The sequence below is a fragment of the Zhongshania aquimaris genome, assembly GCF_019312595.1.
GTDB lineage: Bacteria > Pseudomonadota > Gammaproteobacteria > Pseudomonadales > Spongiibacteraceae > Spongiibacter > Spongiibacter aquimaris.
On sequence record NZ_JAHWDQ010000001.1, the window covers coordinates 1 to 24,004 of the forward strand.

21 protein-coding genes are annotated in these 24,004 nt (G+C 47.9%); 10 read left to right on the top strand and 11 right to left on the bottom strand.

The window, feature by feature from the left end; genetic code table 11:
• Window positions 1-261: 261 nt before the first annotated feature.
• The gene (locus tag KXJ70_RS00005) at window positions 262-597 is read left to right on the top strand and encodes a hypothetical protein (RefSeq protein WP_219041427.1); all 336 of its coding nucleotides are present in this window, start codon (window positions 262-264) and stop codon (window positions 595-597) included.
• Between the two features lie 77 nt (window positions 598-674).
• On the opposite strand, the gene KXJ70_RS00010 is transcribed toward KXJ70_RS00005, so the two are convergent.
• The 4 genes from KXJ70_RS00010 to KXJ70_RS00025 form a co-directional block, all read right to left on the bottom strand.
• Window positions 675-2,300 (bottom strand): carbamoyltransferase C-terminal domain-containing protein, encoded by a 1,626-nt coding sequence (locus KXJ70_RS00010; RefSeq protein WP_219041428.1) that lies wholly within the window; start codon window positions 2,298-2,300, stop codon window positions 675-677.
• Window positions 2,297-4,525 (bottom strand): family 16 glycosylhydrolase, encoded by a 2,229-nt coding sequence (locus KXJ70_RS00015; protein WP_219041429.1) that lies wholly within the window; start codon window positions 4,523-4,525, stop codon window positions 2,297-2,299. Before KXJ70_RS00015 ends, KXJ70_RS00010 begins: the two co-directional genes overlap by 4 nt.
• A gap of 2 nt (window positions 4,526-4,527) precedes the next feature.
• Window positions 4,528-5,385, bottom strand: coding sequence for a glycosyltransferase family 32 protein (locus tag KXJ70_RS00020; RefSeq protein ID WP_219041430.1), 858 nt, complete (start codon window positions 5,383-5,385; stop codon window positions 4,528-4,530).
• A 277-nt stretch (window positions 5,386-5,662) separates the two neighbouring features.
• Entirely contained in the window at window positions 5,663-6,397 is a 735-nt protein-coding gene (locus tag KXJ70_RS00025; protein WP_219041431.1) for a tyrosine-type recombinase/integrase, read from the bottom strand.
• 575 nt (window positions 6,398-6,972) lie between these two features.
• Here KXJ70_RS00025 and KXJ70_RS00030 point away from each other — a divergent pair.
• Complete coding sequence (locus KXJ70_RS00030; RefSeq protein WP_369409732.1) at window positions 6,973-7,905, top strand: tyrosine-type recombinase/integrase; 933 nt, start codon at window positions 6,973-6,975, stop codon at window positions 7,903-7,905.
• Between the two features lie 71 nt (window positions 7,906-7,976).
• On the opposite strand, the gene gspG is transcribed toward KXJ70_RS00030, so the two are convergent.
• The 7 genes from gspG to KXJ70_RS00065 all read right to left on the bottom strand — a co-directional run bounded on the left by gspG (window position 7,977) and on the right by KXJ70_RS00065 (window position 14,246).
• A complete protein-coding gene (gspG, locus tag KXJ70_RS00035) occupies window positions 7,977-8,477 on the bottom strand; it encodes a type II secretion system major pseudopilin GspG (RefSeq protein WP_219041432.1) in 501 nt (166 codons plus the stop codon).
• 100 nt (window positions 8,478-8,577) lie between these two features.
• Window positions 8,578-9,612 (bottom strand): protease SohB, encoded by a 1,035-nt coding sequence (sohB, locus tag KXJ70_RS00040; RefSeq protein WP_219041433.1) that lies wholly within the window; start codon window positions 9,610-9,612, stop codon window positions 8,578-8,580.
• 57 nt (window positions 9,613-9,669) lie between these two features.
• The gene (locus tag KXJ70_RS00045; RefSeq protein ID WP_219041434.1) at window positions 9,670-10,326 is read right to left on the bottom strand and encodes a cation/multidrug efflux pump; all 657 of its coding nucleotides are present in this window, start codon (window positions 10,324-10,326) and stop codon (window positions 9,670-9,672) included.
• 4 nt (window positions 10,327-10,330) lie between these two features.
• Window positions 10,331-12,034 (bottom strand): FimL-related protein, encoded by a 1,704-nt coding sequence (locus KXJ70_RS00050; protein WP_219041435.1) that lies wholly within the window; start codon window positions 12,032-12,034, stop codon window positions 10,331-10,333.
• 262 nt (window positions 12,035-12,296) lie between these two features.
• Window positions 12,297-13,022 (bottom strand): DNA polymerase III subunit epsilon, encoded by a 726-nt coding sequence (gene dnaQ / locus KXJ70_RS00055; protein ID WP_219041436.1) that lies wholly within the window; start codon window positions 13,020-13,022, stop codon window positions 12,297-12,299.
• On the bottom strand, window positions 13,022-13,474 hold the full coding sequence (gene rnhA, locus KXJ70_RS00060) for a ribonuclease HI (RefSeq protein ID WP_219041437.1): 453 nt from the start codon (window positions 13,472-13,474) through the stop codon (window positions 13,022-13,024). The genes dnaQ and rnhA overlap by 1 nt, the downstream gene beginning before the upstream one ends.
• Complete coding sequence (locus KXJ70_RS00065; RefSeq protein WP_219041438.1) at window positions 13,449-14,246, bottom strand: class I SAM-dependent methyltransferase; 798 nt, start codon at window positions 14,244-14,246, stop codon at window positions 13,449-13,451. Before KXJ70_RS00065 ends, rnhA begins: the two co-directional genes overlap by 26 nt.
• 87 nt (window positions 14,247-14,333) lie before the next feature.
• Here KXJ70_RS00065 and gloB point away from each other — a divergent pair, with 87 nt between their 5' ends.
• The 8 genes from gloB to KXJ70_RS00105 all read left to right on the top strand — a co-directional run bounded on the left by gloB (window position 14,334) and on the right by KXJ70_RS00105 (window position 23,983).
• Complete coding sequence (gloB, locus tag KXJ70_RS00070; protein ID WP_369409733.1) at window positions 14,334-15,107, top strand: hydroxyacylglutathione hydrolase; 774 nt, start codon at window positions 14,334-14,336, stop codon at window positions 15,105-15,107.
• Window positions 15,108-15,132: 25 nt separating this feature from the next.
• Entirely contained in the window at window positions 15,133-16,854 is a 1,722-nt protein-coding gene (locus KXJ70_RS00075) for a LysM peptidoglycan-binding domain-containing protein (protein ID WP_255558141.1), read from the top strand.
• Window positions 16,855-16,908: 54 nt separating this feature from the next.
• The gene (locus KXJ70_RS00080) at window positions 16,909-17,940 is read left to right on the top strand and encodes an ABC transporter permease subunit (protein WP_219041440.1); all 1,032 of its coding nucleotides are present in this window, start codon (window positions 16,909-16,911) and stop codon (window positions 17,938-17,940) included.
• Entirely contained in the window at window positions 17,937-18,983 is a 1,047-nt protein-coding gene (locus KXJ70_RS00085; RefSeq protein ID WP_219041441.1) for an ABC transporter permease, read from the top strand. The genes KXJ70_RS00080 and KXJ70_RS00085 overlap by 4 nt, the downstream gene beginning before the upstream one ends.
• Window positions 18,984-18,991: 8 nt before the next feature.
• Entirely contained in the window at window positions 18,992-20,800 is a 1,809-nt protein-coding gene (locus tag KXJ70_RS00090; RefSeq protein ID WP_219041442.1) for an extracellular solute-binding protein, read from the top strand.
• Complete coding sequence (locus tag KXJ70_RS00095) at window positions 20,797-21,780, top strand: ABC transporter ATP-binding protein (RefSeq protein ID WP_219041443.1); 984 nt, start codon at window positions 20,797-20,799, stop codon at window positions 21,778-21,780. The genes KXJ70_RS00090 and KXJ70_RS00095 overlap by 4 nt, the downstream gene beginning before the upstream one ends.
• Entirely contained in the window at window positions 21,777-22,760 is a 984-nt protein-coding gene (locus KXJ70_RS00100; RefSeq protein ID WP_219041444.1) for an ABC transporter ATP-binding protein, read from the top strand. The genes KXJ70_RS00095 and KXJ70_RS00100 overlap by 4 nt, the downstream gene beginning before the upstream one ends.
• Before the next feature lie 191 nt (window positions 22,761-22,951).
• On the top strand, window positions 22,952-23,983 hold the full coding sequence (locus tag KXJ70_RS00105) for an AraC family transcriptional regulator (protein ID WP_219041445.1): 1,032 nt from the start codon (window positions 22,952-22,954) through the stop codon (window positions 23,981-23,983).
• Window positions 23,984-24,004: the final 21 nt, after the last annotated feature.

Here is a 24,004-nt window from a genome sequence, read left to right on the forward strand (position 1 = left end):
ACGCCAATGGCAACTTTACTTGATGGTAAAACGATCTGGGCTGAGAAAAATTTAGCTCAGATCTAAACTGGCAGACACCGGTAAAAAACGGGTAACTGTCAGATCAAGTCTGAGCTACTACAGATTAGCGAAGGTACCGACATACCGAGACTAAAAGTGTGCTGTCACCTTACTAGGGTTAAAACCGAGTTGTATTTCAGGCAAATTTTAGGCCGTATATTACGCTCTACGGGTATTGAAAATGATGAAGGCTTTCTATTCATGCCCGCCGAACCAAATCTAGTCGAATACGCCGAACGAATTATTGAAGATATACCCAACGCGAATACCGTTGCCATTGAACAGATGATCGGAAGCATCACCACAAGCGATAATTCAACTCAAGTACTGACGCTACCGGAGATAGGGAACGATCCTAAGCCAATTGTAAACGTCAATTTTTCTAACGAGCTATTTTCAGGTGAAAAAGGGGTTGAACTTTCAGCATTAACTACACCAACGCTTGCTGAAACTTACGACACGTCGGTTGGCCTATTTGGACGATTTAAGCAAGAAATAATAAATTTTGCGATACAAGACATTGCCTTTAATCGTTAAGAAAGTGGACATCAATACGGCGCCACTGAACGCAAACTTAAAGCGAATCAGACCTCCGATCTTAAAAACCCTCTCATTTACGGAGAATTAGCTATAGAATTTGGTAACTTCAAGTAAGCTTGATAATTTTCAGATGACTTCATCATATAGCTTCGCCCTTCAATCACAAAACCGTCCAAGCCATGCTCTATCGTATAAGCTGCGAGATCTGCTATGTTGTTTATAAACCCTCTTCCATTGAAATTTAGAGAGGTATTACACAAAACACCATAACCTGTACGTAACTTGAATGCATCGAGCAGCTCATACATTTTACAATTAGAATCAGGAGTTACAGTTTGAATGCGCGCCGTCCCATTAACATGTGTCACGGCTTCTAGTGCACCGGTCGAAACGGGCCGCGTATAAAGCATAAATGGGCTTGGGTGAAAGCAGTCAAACCATTTTTCGGCATCTTCTTCGAGACAGAGCGGCGCTATCGGACGAAACTGCTCGCGTTGCTTAATCACATTCAATCGCGCCTTAGTGCTATTTTGAAACGGCGACGCAAGGATGGACCGGTTTCCCAGTGCGCGTGGTCCAATTTCGTATTTTCCATTAACCCACCCAATGATCATGTTATTAGCCAGCATGTCGGCAATCATTGCGATGTTCGCATTACACTCATCAAATAAAGAAGCATCAAATGTGCCATTAGTTTCAAATTCAAGACCCGAATAAACACTCCAATTTATCTTGGGATTTCCTGTGAAGTAAAATTGCGCGTCAATAGCTGTGCCTATCGCCGATCCTGAATCGTTGGCAACGGGCGGTATGAATACCTCTGGGAAGAGATTGGATTCCCGCCACTTTGTGTTCCAATCACAATTTAATCCGCACCCACCAGAAATTAACAATGGCAAGCCTTTCTTCATATTCGATTTAGCAAATTGATAAAAGCGATCGAAAATTCTATCGCTAACAATACCTGCGAAGTTACGAAATTCTTGATCATCTAAGCCAACATTGTAGTGACTACAATGCCTTAAACTCTCACAATCCTTCGCCCTGAGGTGTAAGCAGTCCTGCATTAAAAAAGTGATTATTTCTTCCTCTTCATCCGTAGGCAGACTTCGCTTCGAAAATGATGCTAGAGCCATCAGCTTTCCTGCGTCAGAAAACCGGGAGAATTCCGCAACACTCTTATCAAAGGTTGGATCCGCTAGGCCGTAGAGCAAGGCATACCGATGTCCAGGTTCAGGCATGACATCGCCTAGCTTTGTTATATTCAACTCGGAATCAATTTCGTAGAACGATCCGATTACGCCTTCCCAAAGCAGCGCATAGCATGGTGTTCCTTTAGGTAGATTTGACATTCCAAAAGCACAAAGAAGATGTGATCGTTCGTGAGAAGATGAAAAGTATTCAACAGTCTTCCCGAATAGACGACTTTTGCTAACTATAATACCGCTGTTATGCACACCACGGTAACCAGCAATACTTGGCTGTTCAGGTAGATGCGAGTCGCTCGGCCACCAGCCACCTCTACATAGAACATCGGGAACCTCTTTGAGTTTACTAAAAACATTGAACGCATCCGGAACTGCCAGAGGTGAATAGCGATAACCGGAGTTCTTTTCAGACTCAACCGACGCCACTAGCTGTCCATCTTCAAGATAAGCGAATGCACCATCGTGGCCCGGATTGTAAGATAGGATAATCATAGAGTGGCCAATCCATCGTGAAGTATTTTAGCCTTTGTCTGGAGCATATCGTCAGCATTAGATACGGGCGTTGAGGTAACGGAATTCGCTTTGATAACAATGGATTCTAATATCGCAGCTCCTGGAAGCCTTCGCTTATTGATTCGCCCAGCAAGTTGAGTAGAGCGAGTTGGCCAGCTGTTAACGTGTAAGGTCATTGGAAGATGTGGTATTGGCGTCGGATCCCACATCACGCGTCTATGGACAAGATGCCCGTCTACTTTCCAAAGTATCTCGCAGGGAGTCCATTCAATTGTGAAGCGATGACTCGCTTTGGATGCATCAAAACCGAGGTCGATATAACTTGGAGCACCTCTATAACCATAGTCAAAATTTGCTCCTTCACCACCGGGGTTGTAGAAGACATTGACCATTAGCCGATCTGGCCTATTCCCGGCGATTTCGATATCTATCTCCTGTCGTGGAGAGTTTCGGTGAAGGAAAAAACCTGTGACTACGCCGGGTACATTGGAGGCTTGAAGAGTCGCTTCGAATGTTCCAAACAAATATTGGTCCCGGCTGCATATCGACGCTGCGCTGTACTCGCGAACACCCAGAGGCTCACTTCTGACGAAAAGCTCGGCCCCAACTCCCGGTTTAATCATGAAGTTTGAGGGGCGAAACAATGCTAAATTATCTGTGAAGGTGTCATTTCTCAGAAGCCAGCGCTTTGTGTCGAGAGTTTCATAACAATCGGTGAAGCTAACGAGCTTTACATCCCCAGCCATCTCATCCTCTTTCATGGCGGAGCGAATGCCTTGCCACCATTTACGAGACTCAACGACCCATGGCGACTTATCCCACTTTGGCTTCTTGGAAATTGGGAGTTGGTCCTTTCCCATTTCGCCTTGTGGGGTGGGTCGTTGACCAAGGTCCTCCAGCTCGGGAAAAGAGCTGGTGGGAGGCGCGCATCTGAGGTGCTCACAAATAACTTGCCATTTATTAGGTTCCTCTGTGTGAAGCACCGCGATGTGGGCACCATTAAGTTCGTCCGTAATGCTTTCAAAAATATCATCTGAAGCGATACCTTTGGCAGCAGTAAAAATAAATTTTGCTTTCGGATAGAGACTTCTGAGCTTTCTTACGTTTGAACCTAAAGACCCGATATTTACATATGCATCAAAAACACGGCCCTCCCTTCCGTCAAGAAGCCGTTCTAATTCAGGCGCCGGTAATCCCTCAAGATCACTGCAGCATTTATATCCGAGCATACACAAAGCCATTGCTAACGATGAATGACCAGAGCCTTCAGGTCCAAAAGTGAACACAGGGTGCTCAATTGGGCGAATATTGAATAAAGATGCTGCTTCACTATTGATCGCGCCAATTGTTGTAAGCGTGGGAAGAATTGAATAAGAGTTACTCGATTTAACATCGCGCCGCTGGCTAACAATTGGTTGTTTAGCGGCACTAACATTCAGTGCCTCAAACATGTGATTTATCCAGAGGTCAATGGGGCCGCGGCAAGGAAGCATTTGAAGAAGTTTTTCAGCCCCTTCGCGAGAGACGATGTATCCGGAAAGGTGCCAGAGTCCGCGTAATGGACTGAATACGGTGTTTGAAATAGAGACCTTTGGCGCACCATGCTTTGCTTCGAGATACGATAGATAAAGAACATCGAATGTTCCACTCTTATCACATTCCCCCATGACCTCCTCCCACACTTGGTCTAGGTGTTTTGCAAATCCATTATGAAACCAAACATCGTCCTCTAGAATCATTACGTAGGCGTGATTACTCGCTGCAATCTGCCTCCAAACATTAATATGTGAACGAGCTACTGCAATCTCAGCCCGGCTCATTCGAATTGGAGTGTTTAGTTCAAACTTTGTGGGAACAACCAATGGCTGGGGTTCTACAAAAAGCTGATCTCCGAGGGTATAAAACGGATCGATATCGGCATTTTCGGGCGGAACTCCCAAGAATGCCTTGGCGTCAACGGCGACGTATCGATCGGTCAAATTTAAGAGATGGTTCCCAGACGAATCCAATAGTCGCCGTAGTTCTTGCTGCATATTGGACCAACGAATCGTTTCACGATCGAGATTGATAACATAGATTTTCTCAATCTGAGCGCCTTGCATACCGAATGTTTGGCATGTCTGCTTTGGCAGGAGCCTCCGGAGAGCTAACCAGAACTGAAATACGTAGCTGACAACTTTTAGTGATGGACGCGCTAAGTTCATAGCTACTCCGCGCGCGACAAGGATCGATAGGCTTGCTGGTTCGATAGCCTCCAGTTTCTCTTATCGCTTCGGTAACTGAGTGGCCATTTACTTGTGGATATCTCCTCCCAATCATGGACAACAAGTAGCTCCATCTCAGGACAACTTTCTTCAACAAGCATCTCGAATACTGATCTTGTCAGGTTGCCAGGGCCAGTAGATGCTTGGACTTCAGGTAATTCCCCCGTAATTTCCTGTTCAAGTGATATCGTCGAATTTAGCAGTGCGCGCTCTACAATGGGGTGATTGCGAGCCGCGATCAAAGGTGTCGTATTAAAGTAGAAAATCCAACTCAATTGATTTGCTCCCAGATTTACGAATTCTGAGGGTGGAACCATCTGAGCTGTCGAAATATCGTAGCAGAAAGGTTGCAGCTTCAATCGACCATCTGAAAAAAGGTGATCAATTTCCGTTCCATGATAAACATCGTCTGCGTCAATGTAGAAACCGCCCTCCACAAAGATGTAAGAATAGCGGAAGTAGTCTGATTTCATCGAGGGGTGGTAGCACTTTTCAAAAGCATTCTCATAACGCGTGCCCAAATGGGTTCGGATAAAATCCCTTGCCGCGCTTTCATCGAAAACCTGAATTTCGAAGCCTGATTGTTCGAGCACCGTCCAAGAACTCATACACTCCCTAACATCCGGCGGTAATCGATCAAGATCATCCCAGAACTGCACTATTCGTTTTGGAGGCATGGTTGTAAGGCGTGCGTTACGCCCCTGCTGTGAATCGTTAGTTCGCTGTACAAAGTCACGAACAAAATTAGAGCGACTACGCTCGTCTTTACTTAATGGATCCGCTTCACTAAATTCACTCATATTATATTTGGTCACCCTTGCTGTAGGTAGATTCCACAATCGAATAGTTAAAATAACCAAAATCCGTTAACGTCCTGCGGATTGAGGTAGTAAAGAAAACGTGTCACTGATTAGGCGTAAATAACGCCGCCGTTGCCTATAAGGCAATGTTTGATCTTAGTATCTGATATTTATCTCCGGCGCTAAGAATTCATTTCAGTCCTTACGTCCTAGTAAAGCTGCAGTAATGTTAATCTTGGCCATTCTTTTGTGACCGCATTCAGTTAATAACGATGTTTTAATGAAAATCCACCCCGTCCAAAAAATGCCCCCCATCCACGGTGAGCACATTGGTGTAGACCTCGGTACTTTCTATCGATTTATGCCCAAGGAGCTGACTGACGATCTTCAGCGGCCGTCCGTGCAGCAATAGGTGTATTGCGAAGCTGTTCCGAAAGGTATGGCAGGTAATATTGATCGGCGCGCCCCCTACTCGGTCCACTAAATCATGGATATGCCGGTTCACCGTCTGGCTGGCCATGGTGAAGATCCGCTCGTCCCTCCTGAAATGTCCCGCGTACAGGTAGCTCTGTATGCGATCCTGAAGAATGGGGTCGACGATGAGCACGGCGCGCTTGGGGCTGCGGGCGAGTTGTACGTTGGTCGGTCGCCCCGGCCGCTGTTTGAGTGTGCGGAGCACCACCATGAAATCGTAGCCGTCATCGATGAAGTGACTCGGAGTGAGGGCCAGAACCTCAGAAATCCGGGCGCCGGCAGTCCACATAAGGTCAAGGATCAGGCGGTAAGTTGGGTGTTTTTCGGCGTCGAGAAAGTCCAGGACTTCGGGCTTGAGTAAGTACGTGGGCATCGCGTCCACGGTATCCAACACGAGTTCGCGCTTGGCCATGAGGCGCTGCCAGTCGATTTGCACATGCTGAATCGGGAACGTATCGAGGCGCGGCTCTTTCGGGGTGAAGCGTCGTTTCGGCCGGGATGCGGGAAATGCCCCGCGGCTGTCCTGAATCCGTTCCATTTCACCCAATCCTTGGTGCACATTTGCTACCTTTATACGCTCAGGTTTGAGGCGTTGCAAGCCGCAATAGTCGAGGGAGAATGCGCTGCAGACCGGTACACCGAAATAGGTAATAACGGTGCAAACTAGGGTCTTTTAACCAATGCGGAAACACGTTAAGTATCGCAGTCCATTCCTTAGTTGCGGCAGAATCCTTCGTGCCCTACCTAGTCCCAACCTAAAAACAATTACGCGTTAGCAGTCATTGCCATGAGCAGCGCTTTGTGGAGAATATGTTTATTGTTACGTTACATAGCTACAGTGAGTTCCTCTATGGGCCTGCTGGAGGGCGATCTAAAGGTCCCCCTCTCACTACCGTTTGGAGTTATCACATCTCCAGAACGAAATTATTTGTTCTTTAATTTTAGTCAGTTATCGAGTCTTTCAAGAATTTACCCCCTTAAGTCGTCAGCCACCGATCCCCCTGACGTGGGAGAATGCATCCTGATATCGAGAGTAAGAAGCACATATAATTAGATTATCCGAAAGCATCGAAGCGTTCCACGAATATGTTTCACGGAATAATGTGATAAGAAGTGGCTAGTACCCCGATATGCTTTAACAATGTCGAAAAATTCACTCTCAAAGGTGGTCTTTACACAAGTAACACTGAATGGGCACCTTTCAGGCTGATGGTCGCCAAGGGTGATGAATCCAAGCCCGATAAGAAAAAATACCGACCCTCGCAGGAAACCTTGCAAGCGACGTTTACGGCTATTAACGCCTTCTACAAACATCTAACCGATGAAGAATACTGCTATGGAAATCCGGTTCAAATAGCTAAAAAGGATTGTCGGTATTTGATCAAAGATGCCCAGGTCAAAGATGTAAAGCGGTTAACGGAAGACCAGTGGAATTTCTTGCTGGAGGTTGCTCATAGCATGGCGGATGACGACTCACGTTACGAGAGAAGCTTATTTCTGATTGCATCGTTAAAAACGCTTTTCCTTCGCATTTCCGAATACTCTGACCGGCCGGAATGGTCACCTACAATGAGTCATTTTTGGAAAGATAATGGCAATAACTGGTGGTTAAAGATCTATGGAAAAGGCAGAAAAGTCCGCGATATTACGGTGCCGCCAAGCTTTCTTAGTTATTTAAGCCGATACCGACTCTATCGAGGCCTAAATAAACTCCCTGTTGCAGGTGAAAACCACCCTATTATTGAAAAAATCCGCGGCCGTGGCGGAATGACAGCGCGACAATTATCAAGATTGGTGCAAGAAGTATTTGATATGGCGTACGAGAGAATGAAAGCCCGTTATGGCGAAGAAAATGCCAGTAACTTTAAAGAAGCGACGTCACACTGGCTGCGTCATACCGGAGCCAGTTTAGAGATTGAACGCGGTCGTGCGCTAAAAGATGTATCAGAGGATCTTGGTCATGCCAGTATGTCCACAACAGATACGGTGTACGTGCAGACAGATGATAAAAAACGGGCTGCTAGCGGTAAGGAAAGAAAAGTTTAGCGAGATAGCAATCTACGCAATAAAAAATGCCAATCGGGCCCTTTTTACGGTTCTTTTTAAGCGCCCGCCACTTATTCGAAATAACCTTCATCACTTTGAAACCGCATCGATATATCAGTATTTAGATCTTCTCCGCCCGGCTTACCGTCAGCACCCAGGGTGGTTAATTCAAAAGCTGGCGGCGCATCTGAACTTTCGTAAAGATAGGCATTTTTCCACGGATCATGGATGAGGGTTTCGCGGTTTATATACGGACCCTTCCAGAAGTGAGCTAGGGGCTTGATTTGCGGCCTTTCCAAAAGCGCCAATAGATTTTGCTCGGTGGTCGGATAGCGCTTGTTATCGAGTTTGTATTGGTGCAAGGCAACAGAGATTCGACGAATATCGCTCTCTACTTGCTCAACCATTGCGGAACCAATGCGCTTTTTTACGATAACGCCAATACCCATAGCAATCGCGACAGAGATAAGTAAAACAAGCATCAACTCCCAGCGTTTAATACCCCGCTGTTTTTGTTTTAACTTAATTACTTCGCGCTTGGCGACGCGGGCTTGGTACGGTTTAATCAACATTTATCGCTCTTAAATCTCTACCCATTCCGCACGCTACTTACTATCGATGCTTTTGTCTCTTTTGAATCAAAGCGACAGTGAATCAGTCGCTCGTCAGCAATTATCCCCAGTACCGATTTTGCGTCAATTTACCTAATAAATTGCTAACACCGCGGTTTAATGCCGTTTCCGCCGCAAAACCCAAGCGCTCTGGCAAGCTACGTTTTTGACGATATTTAACGGAATACAGGTCTGTATCAAGACGTTTACTTAGCAAATAATCATCACTGGTACGTACTTCATCGATAAGCTTTTGATCCAATGCACGCGTTCCATACCAAACTTCACCCGTTGCGATTTGGTCGATATCGAGCTGCGGCCGGTTCTCGCTCACAAACTCTTTAAACAGTACGTGAGTGTCTTCCAGCTCTTCTTTGAACTTCTGCCGGCCTTCTTCGGTGTTTTCACCCACCATGGTCAAGGTTCGTTTGTGCGCACCCGCAGTGTGAAGCTCAATGTCGACATCATGCTTTTTTAACAGGCGATTAAAATTAGGCAGTTGAGCTACCACGCCGATGGAGCCGATTACGGCAAAAGGCGCAGCGAGAATACGGCTGCCGATACACGCCATCATATAACCGCCACTAGCGGCCACGCGATCGATCGAAATGGTGAGGGGAATTCCGTGACGTCTAATTCGCTGTAATTGCGATGAGGCAAGACCGTAACTATGCACCATGCCGCCGGGGCTTTCTAAGCGCAGCAGTACTTCGTCTTCAGGTTTGGCGACAGTTAGAACTGCGGATATTTCATGCCGCAGAAATTCTACATCGGAGGCGCTCATATCACCGTCAAAATCCAGTACGAAAAGGCGTTTACGGGTTTCGTCACTGCCCTTCTTGCGATCCTGCTTTTCTTGCTTTTTCTTTGCCTTACGATCTTTTTTAAACTCGGCTTCGTCTAGTATTTCAAACTTTAGCATGTCTTCCCAATCCTCAAACTTGTGGTTTAAGGTGGTAACTTCTATATGACCGTCACTGCTCTCACGCTTATTTCGCTGACTTGCGACTGCAATAGCACTAACGATAACAATAACGGCGATGACAACAGTGACCGATTTGGCCAAAAATAAGCCGTATTCCAGTAAGAATTCCAACTACGTACTCCCAAAGGTAAAAAAGTGCCACATAGTGGTATGTGGATGTGGTTTAAGTCAAGTTGGCCAATTGCCTAAGGCCTTGACTGCTATGGGGTTTCCCGCCCGAATAAACAAGCCATCGCGGCCTAAATAAACATTGAATTGAGCGCCATCGACCATAGGCGCGAAAACGGCGTTGCCGTAATCTGCTTCAACCCACTTAATTAAATAGCTGTTGCTGTGCAACCAGGCCCAAATATCCACAGGTTCGGAAAGGCTGATAAGGTAGATAGTGCGCGCCATATTGCGCTCTTCTTCAATGCTTTGATAGCGACCGGAAACGCGCTCTAATCGATATAAATTATCAAAACCAAGCCGCGCGATTGGGAAGTTCCAGCGAATCACCCTGCTGTCTAATTGCCACTGATCCCCCATGATCAGAAATGTCTGTAAGGGGTCATCGTTAACAGTGTCAACGCTGACTATATATTGTTGCTTAGCTTTACCCGCGACAAAGATCCTGGCGACAAGTTGTTCGTCTGCTAAATGGCGATAGCTGTAAACGTCTTTGGTAATGACTAGCGCTGCACCGGTAAAGCTTAACGATAACAGTACTGCAACGAGACCAGTAAACACATGGCGGCGAAGCCTTATAAACGCCAAAAAACACAGCAATACGCCCACACTACAGATGATGAGCAAGGCTTGATCTAATCCGACAAACGTATCCATATATTTAATTAAAAGCCTGAAGCGTTGCGATACTGTCTTCTGCCACTAGTAAGATGCGCTCGTCGGCGATATGACGGCGACCTAGTTCATTGAGATAGTATTCGATACTGATCATGGCGTCCGCCAGAGTTTCTAGCGCTTGCACATCTGAAGCTGGATTTACTGCCTCTCGGCCGACAAAACGACGCATAAACTCGGTTGCCCCTAGTGTCACAGCCGGGAGCTTGTTGGCATTTATCATTTGAAATGCGCCGCGCACAGAATCGAGCAACTGAGGTAGGTTGGCGATATGTGTACTGTCAAAACCGGAGTCTATATAGGCCGAAATAGCTCTTTTCACTAGGCCGATTGCCGCTTTCGACTCTTCAATGACAATACTCCGGGCTTCACTAACTTGGTTGTCGGCGCTGATGGCATCACGGCGCTCAAGCGAAATTTCGCCCAGGTCTTCATAGTTTAATTTGCGGCGATCAATTTGCGCCAAACTGCCATCTATAAATAGAAGGGTGTCTGCCAGATCTTCAAGTCGGCCGCGCTCCTTACTCAAATCACAACCCACTAATTGATGCAGGGCGTCAGCGTGACTGGTAAGCGTGCCCGCAAGGGCTGGTAAATTAAGCACAGCTAGAATATCTGCGCTTTGCTTTAGGACTGAAGTCAGCGGCAATAATTCTTCACTTTCACTGCGCTGGTGCTGAGCAAGTAACTCCAATACATCTTTGGCATGCCGCAATTCCGTCCGCAATTCATGAATCACCGACGACACAGTGTCGTAACTCAGGCCGAGCATGATGCCGCGCAAATTTTTGAGCTGGCCGTCATCAATCTCCGCTGCCTGAAGTTTCGCTGCTTTCATAACTTTGCCGACAAAACCGTCGCGGTAAGCGCTGACACAAAGTAGAAAAACGAGCTCGCGCTCAAGCACTTCATTAAGCACCAGTCGATTTTTCAAGCGCGCCCGCATTTGCCCTTCCAGGCTGGCTAGAACACGCTTTCGGTAGGGATTTATTTCCAGCCCTTGATTAACAAAGGCGTCTAAAACCGCATCGGCTAACAGCCAAAATCGCTGCTGCGGCCCCGGCTCTAAACTGCTGCGCAAACGCCTGACTGCCCTCGACATAATGACCAGCTGCATCGGACTATGTGCGTCTTTTAACAAGCCTAACAGGCCGCTTTGATAGAGATGACTGGCTCGCTTTAAGCCCGCAATAAACTCTGCTTCAGCGAGCGACTTGCCGCGCAAACCAAGATTAGAGTCGCGACTGAAAAGAAATTCGTCGGCGGCGGCGAAGTAGCTATCTGGTAACAATAGCTGGTTGTGAGCGGCGCGTAATTCGTTGACGTGAGAAATCACCAGATCTGCAATCTCGGACTGCCTAGATTGCACAAATTCTAAATATCTAGGCAGGACAAAGAACGCCGTACTGAGGGCATTGAGTTGACCTTCTGGAACAGCAGCGGTGCTTTTTAAAATGGCACTACACAGTGCCCGCATTTCGTCCGCGAGCAAGGCCCCGCCGGGAATCTGCAACAAGCGCAGAGTTCCCCCTACCTGGCGCAAGTTTGCTTCGCATTGTTCTAACAGAGATAAATTGTGACGTTCAGACAGGAATGTTTCAAAAACATTAGTGGCCTGCTGCAATGTCTTACCTAACTCATCCGCAACCATGGCATATGAGCTGGTATTAATTTCTACTTTCAGTCCCACACAGCATCCTTATAACCCATTGGGCTTGCCATCAAATATCACTCTAATGTTGATAAACCGCTAAATTTTGTTTCGTGTTTACTACCTTAGCAAAACAGGGGGTATCACAAACACATTACAAATTTTTTCAGAATCAGCCTTAACTAACGGTTATTTATAGACTATTTAGCACTAAAAAGGCATGAAGCACAGCATTATTATTCGATATAAACCGCAATTATGTGATTCTTACCCGATGTACTAACGAGTTTGATTCGCTATTTTATTCTTGTGATATTCGCTGCCAGAGGCAATTCCCGCCGCTGGCCTTATCGACTTCGGCCAACTGCTGCTGATGCTGGGAAAGTTCTTCGCTAGTGGCGCGAATGACTCTTAATTTTCGCGGTGAGCTGTCTAAGCGCCGGTGCTCACTGGCCGCCCCACCCTCATTCTGCTGGGAACCATCATCCCCAGCCAATGCTAGCGCGGTCTGGCCGCCAGTCATCATTAAATACACATCGGCAAGGATTTCTGCGTCTAGTAGTGCGCCGTGTAAATCCCGTTGCGAATTGTCAACATAGTAGCGTTGGCAAAGTGCATCGAGACTATTCCGCTGCCCAGGATGCTTTTGCCGCGCCATAATAAGGGTATCGACAACCCCACAAATGGACTTTACTTTGGGTATTTTACGCCCGAGCAAGGCAAACTCAGCGTCGATAAACCCCACATCGAAGGGGGCATTGTGAATGATCAGCTCAGCGCCCTTAATAAACTCAAAAAACTCATCGGCGATTTGGGCAAAACGGGGTTTGTCTTTTAGCATCTCATTCGTTATGCCGTGAACTTCAATAGCGCCCGCCTCAACCTCGCGATCTGGGTTGATATATTGATGGTAATGTCGACCTGTCAATTTGCGATTGACCAGCTCTACGCAACCGATTTCGATAATACGGTGGCCGGACGCATGCTCTAGGCCAGTAGTTTCTGTGTCGAGTACTATTTGTCGCATTAGGCTTTCTCTAATTCATCGATACCGCGATTGGCTAAAGTGTCCGCAATCTCATTTTCTCTGTGGCCGCTATGCCCCTTTACCCAGCGCCAGTCAATCTGATGCCCCTGCGTTGCAGCGTCAAGCTGCTGCCAAAGATCCGCATTTTTAACAGGCTGTTTTGCCGCCGTCTTCCAGCCGCGCTTCTTCCAATTGACCATCCACTCTGTAATACCTTGCCGCACATATTGGGAGTCAGTAGTCAATATAACCTCGCAGGGCCGCTTTAGTGCGCGCAAGGCTTCAATCGCCGCCATTAATTCCATGCGATTGTTTGTCGTCGCCGGTTCGCCCCCAAATAAACTGCGCTCCTTGCCTTGGCAGCGCATTAAGGCACCCCAGCCGCCTGGGCCGGGGTTTCCGCGACAAGCGCCGTCGGTAAAAATCTCAACTTTCTCTTGGGTTTTGCTCATAGTCAGCTCGTGATTTTATGGTGCGTGTGGCGCCCGCCATTGCGGGGTGGCGAAGTATCTTCGCGCGGCGCGCCAAGTTTTGAGCCGAAGGGCTTAAGGGCGCGCGGTATTTTGTCGCGCTGAGGATGAAAACACCACCCATAGGGACGTTTTTTGCCACTATTTTATGCGACATGAAGTAACTCGGGCTGCTTACCGGCAGGCGATGGAAACCGTAATCGACCACACTGACTTCAAACCCTAAAAGTGACAGCCAGTCTTGTAAGCGATGGATTGGCAATCGGTGGTTTTGCCACATGGGGCTGCGCTTCACTCGGCCAAGCAATCCGCGCACAGCTAATAGTGAATACGGATTTATGCCGCAAATCACGACTTTGCCGTGGGGCACAATGACGCGCTCTACCTCACGCAGTACCTTATGTGGGTTGTCGACAAACTCTAAAAGGTGGTGCAAGACCACCACATCTTGTGACTCACTCGCGACCGGTAAATTTTCAAAATCGCAGATAACATCTAGGACTTGGCTCAAACCGTAATGCTGCATACCGCCGAGACAAAACTGCCGCTGGAACACATCGCTCGCAATTGGGCAGCGCTCGGGAATAACGCTAAGGTTTAGCAGGTTGTACTTCGCGGTCGATGAATCGCTTATGGCATCGGCGATTAAAGGCCGCTCCTCCGCCAAAACAGTTCGTCCAACCGGCCCTTGAAACCATCGCCTGAGAGCCGGTAACAGGACTTCTGGTGAATGCTGTGTGCGCCATTTTGCCATAATTCTTCCTAACGATTTTCCTGTTTCGCCACTTGCGGCAAGATAAAGGAATGTTTATGCTTCGCTGTCCACATTAAAATAATGATTATGCTGTCAATATCACCCATATCTGCTTTTAGCGACAACTATATTTGGTGCGTCGCACGCGACGGAGAGGCAATCATTGTCGATCCTGGCGATGCCACGCCGGTGCTTAATCATCTAGACAAAAATGGCTTAACCCTCTCGGCAATCATTATTACCCATCACCATTACGACCACGTAAATGGTATCGAATTACTCTGTGAACGCTTCCCCAATATTCCGGTGTACGGTCCAGAAAATCAATGCGAAAGTATCAATCAGCGCCTCAAACACGGCGATAAAATCACCCTGCTCGATCACACATTTAGCGTGTTTGCCGTTCCAGGTCATACTCTAGACCATATTGCATACTATATAGACAGCGCCACTTCTGCGCCTGCCCTATTCTGCGGTGACACCCTTTTTGCAGGTGGCTGCGGTCGACTTTTTGAGGGTACGCCGGAACAAATGTTGCGGTCTCTTGGACTAATCCAAGCTTTACCTGCAAATACTGCGGTGTACTGCGCACATGAGTACACGTTAAACAATCTGCGTTTTGCGCTCGCGGTGGAACCTGACAACAGCGAATTACGCGAGAGAATGGCGAATACCGCAGACCTACGAGAGAAAAATTTACCAACGGTCCCCTCTATACTGGCACTTGAATTGCTGACGAATCCCTTCATGCGAACGGACAACTTAGCTGTGCAGCAGCAAGTTGCGGCACATGCAGAGCTTAAGTATTGGAATCAAAACGATATTTTTGCCGAATTACGGGCATGGAAGGATGACTTTTGAATGATGTTAGCGAAATTATTTTATAATGACGACACTCAGTAGTTACCTAAATAAGGTCATTTTTAGTGCAGTGCTATTGTCACTGCTGGTCGCGTGTGCCCAAACACCCAGCCAGCGCAGCGTGCGAAATAAAACTGACCAACTGTATTGTGAGCGATCGGAAAACCGAAACTCCAGACTGTGCAAATATCAAGAAGTGGTTGAACGACGAAAAGACGGTGGTGATCCCGCGAGAGACACACTTGAAGGCCTAAAATATAAACCAAAGCCAAGCGTACAGACCGCGAAAGCAAAGCCAGCCCATGTCGCAGAGCGCTCCGCAGCACAAAAAATAACAGCGGCTCAAAAATCACCAAAGGCGGCAAGAAAAGTCAAACAGATTTGGCCTCGCTTAGCCTCAGATCTGCAGTTTGATGCCTTAACTGGCCATGCTAGCGTTGAGGAGCGGGAAGAATGGTATGCCGAACATTCCTATTACCTCGCTAACGTCAGCAAGCGCGCATCGCGCTATATATACTACATACTTGAAAGTTTAGAAGAGCGGGATATGCCAGCCGATTTGGCATTACTACCCTTTGTTGAAAGTGCCTATGACCCTTTTGCGTACTCTCATGGTCGAGCGTCTGGTTTGTGGCAGTTTGTACCTAACACCGCTAAGCATTTAGGGATCGATCAGAATTGGTGGTACGACGGTCGCCGCGATGTCATTGTCGCCACTAACTCGGCTCTCGATTACCTTACCGAACTCAATAAGCGTTTTGACGGTGATTGGCTGCTGACTTTGGCGGCCTACAACGCTGGCGCAGGCACGGTAAATAAGGCAATAACAAAAAACAAGAAGAAAGGATTGCCTACTGATTTTTGGTCGCTAAAACTACCCAAAGAAACCAGAAATTACATTCCCAAAATGCTGGCGCTGGTGAAAATATTCAAAAATCCCGCCTCGTATAACCTAACCTTACCTTCAGTGCCTAATGAACCCCACTTTATGGCAGTGAATACAGGTAGCCAGCTCGACTTAGCGCAAGCCGCTAAACTGGCCGATATCAGTGTTGATGAACTCTATCGTTTAAACCCCGGTTTCAATCGATGGGTGACCGCACCTGAAGGGCCGCATCGCTTATTAATTCCCAGTGCGAAGGCGAAAACATTTTCATCGCGCTTATTGAAAATTCCAGCCCGCGATCGCCTGCGCTGGCAGCAGTACAAAATTCAGCGTGGCGATAACTTGGTTACGATTGCACGTCGCCATCACGTCGATGTGGCAACCCTGCGGGCCAGCAACCAGCTAGATAGCGACATTCTCAAAATAGGTCACGTGCTACTAATTCCAGATGCCGGAAATGGAATATCGCCTCTTCACGGTGCGAATCGTGGTTTGGCTTCAACAGAAGCCTCGCGTATCGAGTACAAAGTGAATAGCGGCGACACCGTGAGTGGCATAGCCAAGAAATATGGCGTAAGCACCAAGCAAATATACGCTTGGAACAAATTAAAGTCAGATTCAATTATCAAGACGGGTCAAAAGCTTGTGGTATGGGGTAAAACACCACAACAATCAGATCAAGGCATTATTCGCAAAGTGGGTTATAAAGTGCGCAACGGTGATTCTTTATCGCTGATTGCCAGCCGGTTTAATCTGCGCATTCGCGACATTATCGAGTGGAATTCGATTAAAGCTAGCCAGTACTTGCGCCCCGGCCAGTCATTAACTTTATATGTAGATATCACACACGCCGATCTTTAACGGCGTTTTGATATAGTATAGCCTCTTCGCTTTGCCCAGGTTGTTATCGCGTTTATGACAGGCTATTTTGTTCGCCGTTTTTTATTAATTATCCCCACCTTTATTGGCATTACCTTATTGGTTTTTGCCATCACCCGCGTTGTACCCGGAGGGCCGATTGAGCGTCTTATGACGCAAATTCAATTGGGCGGTGAGACCGGCGCTTTGCATCGCAGTCAGGGCGGCGGAACGCTATCAGATGAGCAATTAGACGAACTAAAGCGATATTACGGTTTTGATAAGCCCATGCTGAGTAGCTATGCAATTTGGCTAAAAAAGGTCGTTCAATTTGATTTAGGTTTATCAACTCGCTATCAAGATCCCGTCTGGCAAATTATTAAAGAACGCTTCCCTATTTCGATTTTCTACGGATTAACAACACTTATTTTAACGTATGTGGTCTGTATTCCCCTCGGGCTTGCCAAAGGAATGTACCACGGCAGTGCGTTAGATAGCTGGTCATCCGCTGTGGTGTTTTTAGGCTATGCCCTGCCCAGCTATGTGATTGGTATCGCACTCATTTCACTATTTGCCGGCTATTGGGATATCTTTCCCCTCGGCGGGTTTATCAGCGACAACTACGACGACCTGAGCACCTTCGGCAAAGCTGCCGACATTTTCCATCACTCGGTATTACCCCTAATTGCTTACTTAGCGGGTAGCTTTGCAGTAACTACCCTAATGATGAAAAACTCACTAATGGATAATTTGTCCTCTGACTATATGCGAACTGCGACCGCAAAAGGCCTGAGTCGCGGCGAAAGTGTTCGCGGTCATGCCCTGCGCAACAGCCTCATACCGGTTGCGACCTCATTCGGAAATAATATCTCGCTGTTACTTGGCGGCTCATTTTTGATTGAAACCATTTTTAACATCGACGGCATTGGTTTACTGGGCTACGAAGCCATTATCGAGCGTGACTACCCGATTGTGATGGGGATACTTGTGATTTCATCATTGCTGTATTTGATCGGTAATATTCTATCTGATATTTGTGTGGCCTTAGTTGACCCACGAATCCGCTTTGGCGGTCGAGGTGCCGCATGAGCTTGTTTAACAACCCGGTTGCCAGAAAACGCTGGCAGCGTTTTCGAGAGTCTCGGCGTGGCTATTTTTCTGCGTGGATTCTACTCGCACTTACCCTGTGCAGTTTTGGCGCGGAAATGCTAGCCAATAATCGTGCGTTAGTCGTAATCCATAATGGAGAGTGGCACTTTCCTACCTATGGTGATGTGCTTTCTGGTAAGGATTTTGGCCTAGACTATAGCTATGAAGTTAATTACCGAGAGTTAAAATCGCAATCGGCTGGTTCAGACGGAAGTTGGGTGCTAATGCCCCCTATCCCTTTTAGCCCACTAGAGACTGATTTGATAGCCGGTGACTTCCCCCCACACGCGCCCTCGTTGGATTCCCGTCATTATTTAGGCACGGATACCAGCGGCAGAGATGTAGCGGCACGCTTAATTTATGGCTTTCGCACGGCAATCACGTTTTCACTGCTACTGCTGTTTTTTAATTATGCGGTGGGTGTGGCGATCGGTTGCATGATGGGGTTTTGGGGCGGTGCTTTTGACCTTGTGTTTCAACGCATCATCGAAATTTGGTCAAACATCCCCTTTCTTTATGTGATCATGATCGTCGCCTCAGTCATTACCCCGGGTTTCTGGACCTTACTCTTTATTATGGCCTTTTTCGGCTGGACCAGTATGACCTGGTATATGCGAACCGCGACCTACAAAGAAGTGGCGAGAGACTACGTTATGGCGGCCCGAGCGTTGGGGGCATCCGGACCGCGCATTGTCTTTCGACATATATTGCCGAATAGCGTTTCGACCTTAGTTACCTTTGTGCCGTTTTCGGTAGCCTCCGGCATCACCTCGTTAACCGCGCTCGACTATTTAGGTTTTGGCCTGCCGCCGCCGGTATCAAGCTGGGGTGAACTACTTAAACAAGGCACTGAAAATCTTGAATCACTTTGGCTGGTGGGCTCTGTTGTCGTCGCGATGACCGTCATCCTGATGCTTGTTGCGTATATTGGCGAAGCGATACGAGACGCCTACGATCCCAGAAAATTCAGCTTTTATGAATAAACCACATTATGCGTAATCTGATCTTATTTTTGCTCGGCATCACTCTCGGCTCACTGAGCCTTAACACGCTGGCGCTGCCCGAAAAGCTGCCTGCAGATTTGGTTTGGCAAACCAATCACAGCGACCCTGTTTTCGCAGACCCAAACGCGCAGCGGGGCGGTCGATTTAGGACCTTTGTATCCACCTTTCCTCTGACACTGCGCCTGGTTGGTCCAGATTCCAATGGCAGTTTTGCAGGCTATATGCGGGCCAACAATTTGAGCTTGGTCGGCATACACCCGAATACCCTTAAACCGATTCCCGAGCTGGCGACGGAGTGGGCATTTGGAACAGATGGCCACAGTATTTACTTTCGCTTAGACCCAGAGGCACGTTGGTCTGATGGCACACCGGTTACCGCAGACGACTATGTATTTGGTCTGGAATTTATGCGCTCGAAGTTTATTTTGGCGCCTTGGTACAACAATTATTTCAGCGAAATTATCACTGATCTCGTCAAATACGATGACCACACGATAGGCATTGAAGGCGCGACACCGAAGCCAGACGACGAAATGTTATTTGAGTACAGTGTGTCGCCAGTGCCTAAACATTTCCACAAGCTCGACGAAAATTGGGTAAGGGACTATAACTGGCGTATTGAGCCCAATACGGGGCCGTATATCATTACGGAAATACGCAAAGGTAAATATGTTGAGCTCTCCCGAAAGCAAGATTGGTGGGCTAACGAAAAGCGCTATTTTAAGCACCGCTACAATCCCGACCATATTCGCGTCAAACTCATCCGCGACCTGAACATTGCCTATCAGTATTTTCGAAAAGGTGAGCTAGATACCTTCCCGCTGCTAATGCCCCGCTTTTGGCATAAAAAAGCTCAGGGCGACATCTATGAAAAGGGCTATGTTGGCAAAATCAAATTTTACAACGATGTCCCCCAACCCATTAGCGGACTTTTTTTAAACGAGGATGCCCCGCCGCTGGACGACATCAATGTTCGTTACGCGATTGCGCACGCCTTGAATGTCGACAAAGTCATTAACACGGTTTTACACGGTGATTACGAGCGCTTACAAACTGCGCATGATGGCTATGGCGATTACTCCAACACCAGCATTCGCGCCCGCGAGTTCGATTTAAAAAAAGCAGCGAGCTACCTAGAGAAAGCGGGCTGGGATAAGCGCGGCAACGAAGGTATTCGGGTAAAAGACGGTAAACCACTGAGCGTTCGTATTACCTATTACAACAGTGGTCACAATGATCGCTTGGTAATTTTGGCGCAGGAAGCCCGCAAAGCGGGTATCGATTTCCAGTTACAACTACTGGATATGTCTGCTGCATTTAAACAGATTATGGAAAATAAGCATCAAGCTGCGTGGATGGGCTGGGCCGGTGGTGGACTATCGCCCCGTTATTGGGAATTCTATCATTCCGACAACGCCCACAAGTCACAAACCAATAATGTCACCAATACCGACAATAAAATCCTAGACGAAAAAATAATGGCCTATCGCACCGCCACCGAAAAAAGCACCCGCGTCACGCTCGCTCATGAATTAGAGCAAATGGTGCATGATCAAGGCTCTTTCATCCCAACCTTCAAAGTGCCTTATACCCGGGAAGCGTTTTGGCGCTGGATAAGGCTGCCAGCCAGTTACGGAACCCGCACCAGCGACGCCCTATTTGATCCTCTTGGCGGCAGTGGCGGCCTTTTTTGGATTGACAAAGATGAGCAACAAAAAACTTTGGACGCCAAACAATATGGCGAGGCACTCCCCACTATTATGATCATCGACAGAGACTGGGCGGTGGCACCATGAGCCTGTTGTCGGTACAGGGATTGTCGGTCGCGATTCGTGGCGACGACGGAGTGCTCCATGAACTGGTGAGTGCGGTGTCTTTCGACATAGCCGCCGGCGAAACCATGGGGCTCGTGGGAGAATCTGGCTGCGGCAAGAGCCTAACGGCCATGTCTATTTTAGATTTACTGCCAAAACCGCAAGCGCTTCGCAGTGCTGGAACACTATCCTTCAAGGGCGAAAGTATTAGCTCAGCCAGCCCACGCCGCCTGCGTGAAATACGCGGTAAAAACATTGCCGTTATTTTTCAGGACCCGATGACGGCGTTGAATCCCGTGCAAACCGTCTCACAGCAAATAAGTGAAGTACTCGCAATTCATTTTCCTGAACAGTCGAAAAAATGTCGCGCGGATCGCGTGTTATCGCTATTACATGAAGTCGGCATACCCGCCCCACAAGAGCGTTTATCTGCCTATCCGCACCAACTTTCCGGGGGAATGCGGCAGCGGGTTATGATCGCAATGGCGCTAGCCTGTGAACCCGATTTATTGATTGCGGATGAGCCAACCACCGCGCTCGACGTGACAATACAGGCGCAAATTGTTCGGCTTTTGAAAGGTCTACAGGCAAAAAATGGCATGGCCATGTTGTTCATTACCCACGACCTCGCCCTGGTATCCCAAGTAAGCGACAAGATTGCGGTTATGTATGCAGGAAAAATCGCTGAATACGGATCGGCGCAACAGGTTTTTGCTAAACCACATCACCCCTACACACAAAGTTTACTCGCGGCGCTACCGGGTGCTCACCACCCACCAAAGTCGCCCTTGCTCGCGCTCGAAGGTCAGGTACCCGCCATTCAAGACATGCCCAAAGGCTGCCGTTTTGTAAACCGCTGCCCTCACGCCGCCGATATCTGCCGCGAGGAAATACCTCCACAAGATATCACTACAGACGCCACGGTCGTCGCCTGCCATCGCTGGAAGGAGATTGCACAATGAGCGATCTGATTCTAGATGTTCAAAACCTGCAGCTGCACTTCTCACAGCGACGCGGTATTTTCGGCCGTGAGCGCGCGGTGGTTCGCGCAGTAGATAACGTCAGCTTTCAACTTAGAGCGGGTGAAACACTGGGCTTGGTTGGCGAGTCCGGCTGCGGCAAAAGTAGTCTTGGCAAGGCGATTCTGAATTTACACCGCCCTACCAATGGCCGCGTGATCTACCAAGGTAAAGATATAGCAGGACTCACAGATCGCGCGATGCGTGAATATCGCCGCTCCTTGCAGATCATTTTTCAAGATCCCTTCGAGTCGCTTAACAGCCGCCACACCGTATCTGCAATATTAGAAGAACCGCTTTTAATACATGGTATTGGCGATCGGGATAGTCGACGCAAGCGTGTGGACGCGTTGTTAGATATGGTGGGTTTGCCGAGTTCAGCAAGCAGCAAATATCCCCACGAGTTTTCTGGCGGGCAACGCCAGCGGATCGGGATTGCACGCGCCATCGCGCTCAAGCCCACGGTGTTGATTTGCGATGAGGCGGTCTCTGCGCTTGATGTTTCTGTTCAGGCGCAAATATTGAATCTGTTGCTAGATATTCAGCGTGAACTCCATCTTAGTATGCTATTTATTTCCCACGACCTGGGTGTCGTTCGTCATATGAGCGACCGCATCGCGGTGATGTATTTAGGTCAGATTGTTGAAATTGGCGACGCCCAAGCGATCTATCAACAAGCTCGCCATCCCTATACACAAGGTCTACTCGCAGCAATACCCAAGATTGGACATACGCCTGAGGAAACCAGTCAAATCGGGGGAGATATCCCCTCACCAATGGCGCCACCATCGGGATGCCGCTTTCACACCCGCTGCGCCTATGCCCAAGAAAAATGTAAAGCGGAAGTGCCATCATTGACCGCCAAGGACGATAGGCATTTCACGGCCTGCCACTTTTGGGAAGAACTCATCCACAGCGCCTAAATATCGTTTAATCGGACGTCCTTTTTGTCGCCAATACGAGGTAAACTTCGGAGCTCGTGTAAAATGCAACTCAGACATCGAGCGCTCTGTTAACTAAGAGCCCATTAAGTGAATCATATCGTTAAGGTTTTCGCGTGCGTAGCAATTACCCATCACATAAAGATCTTGTTCCGCTTAAATATGCGCGGAGTATGCTTCAGGTAGCTGAAGCTCAGGGTTACAGCGGTGCAGAGTTGTTACGGTCGCTAGACTTACCCATTGATCCACTCGCTGCCAACGCCAATTTAGACACCATGATCGACGGCCGTTACTACAGCCAAATATATCGTCGGGTAATGTGGTTACTACAGGATGAGTCCTTTGGCTTGGGCCTGGATCGGCGTACACCAGCCGGCAGTTTCCGCATGCTCTGCTTATTTATCATTCACTGCGAAACCCTTGAGCAAGCCTTGCGTCGCGCCGCAGAATTTATCAATTATTGTCGCACGCTGACTGACGCACCTAGCAGTTACAGAAGGCCTGTCGAGCGTCTATCCGACGGCACAGCACTCTACCGCTTCCCTGAAAACACCGACTTAGTTGGTGCCACCGATATAAATTCTGCCAGCACGACGATCGCCCAAACAATGGCAATTTGGCGTCGCTTTTGCCAATGGTTAATTGGTAAGCCCTTAGATTTAATAGCGGTTCACCTGCAAGCCGATGCACCGGCGCGGCTTGGGTATTTTGAGCAGTTGTTCGGCTGCGAGGTTCATTTTGGTAGTGAACACAACGCATTTTTGTTGGCCGAATACTGCCTTGACTGCCCGCTTATTCACACCGAAGAATCACTGCAAAAATTCCTTCGCAATGCGCCCTATCATTTACTGGTATCGCAAGAAGACGACGATAGCTCCCTACTCTCTCAAATGAAGAGAATCGTGGGCAGCGATCTCAGCCATGAATTCCCAAGCGTTGTGGTGATGGCCGAACAACTAAACATGTCAGTGCGAACATTACGTCGTCGCTTAAAAGATTTAGACACCACCTACCAGCGCTTTAAAGATGAATTGCGTCAAGAACACGCGACCCGCTGGCTGAATCAACCCGAGTTAAAAGTGAATGCCGTGTCAGCCTTACTCGGCTTTGATGAACCCAGTGCATTCCACCGCTCCTTTAAAAAATGGACGGGAATGACGCCAGGTGAATATCGCGCCAGTCGGCAACCTCATGCAAAAGACTAGCGATTTATTTTTAAAAAATTA

Coding starts and splice junctions, on each gene's coding strand:
- KXJ70_RS00045 (WP_219041434.1), bottom strand. CDS start 10,326: ATGGATACGTTTGTCGGATTAGATCAAGCCTTGCTCATCATCTGTAGT.
- KXJ70_RS00095 (WP_219041443.1), top strand. CDS start 20,797: ATGAGCCTGTTGTCGGTACAGGGATTGTCGGTCGCGATTCGTGGCGAC.
- dnaQ (WP_219041436.1), bottom strand. CDS start 13,022: ATGCGACAAATAGTACTCGACACAGAAACTACTGGCCTAGAGCATGCG.
- KXJ70_RS00085 (WP_219041441.1), top strand. CDS start 17,937: ATGAGCTTGTTTAACAACCCGGTTGCCAGAAAACGCTGGCAGCGTTTT.
- gspG (WP_219041432.1), bottom strand. CDS start 8,477: ATGTTGATTAAACCGTACCAAGCCCGCGTCGCCAAGCGCGAAGTAATT.
- KXJ70_RS00105 (WP_219041445.1), top strand. CDS start 22,952: ATGCTTCAGGTAGCTGAAGCTCAGGGTTACAGCGGTGCAGAGTTGTTA.
- KXJ70_RS00005 (WP_219041427.1), top strand. CDS start 262: ATGCCCGCCGAACCAAATCTAGTCGAATACGCCGAACGAATTATTGAA.
- KXJ70_RS00025 (WP_219041431.1), bottom strand. CDS start 6,397: ATGGAACGGATTCAGGACAGCCGCGGGGCATTTCCCGCATCCCGGCCG.
- KXJ70_RS00015 (WP_219041429.1), bottom strand. CDS start 4,525: ATGAACTTAGCGCGTCCATCACTAAAAGTTGTCAGCTACGTATTTCAG.
- KXJ70_RS00020 (WP_219041430.1), bottom strand. CDS start 5,385: ATGAGTGAATTTAGTGAAGCGGATCCATTAAGTAAAGACGAGCGTAGT.
- KXJ70_RS00075 (WP_255558141.1), top strand. CDS start 15,133: ATGACGACACTCAGTAGTTACCTAAATAAGGTCATTTTTAGTGCAGTG.
- KXJ70_RS00100 (WP_219041444.1), top strand. CDS start 21,777: ATGAGCGATCTGATTCTAGATGTTCAAAACCTGCAGCTGCACTTCTCA.
- KXJ70_RS00010 (WP_219041428.1), bottom strand. CDS start 2,300: ATGATTATCCTATCTTACAATCCGGGCCACGATGGTGCATTCGCTTAT.
- KXJ70_RS00090 (WP_219041442.1), top strand. CDS start 18,992: ATGCGTAATCTGATCTTATTTTTGCTCGGCATCACTCTCGGCTCACTG.
- KXJ70_RS00080 (WP_219041440.1), top strand. CDS start 16,909: ATGACAGGCTATTTTGTTCGCCGTTTTTTATTAATTATCCCCACCTTT.
- gloB (WP_369409733.1), top strand. CDS start 14,334: ATGCTGTCAATATCACCCATATCTGCTTTTAGCGACAACTATATTTGG.
- KXJ70_RS00065 (WP_219041438.1), bottom strand. CDS start 14,246: ATGGCAAAATGGCGCACACAGCATTCACCAGAAGTCCTGTTACCGGCT.
- rnhA (WP_219041437.1), bottom strand. CDS start 13,474: ATGAGCAAAACCCAAGAGAAAGTTGAGATTTTTACCGACGGCGCTTGT.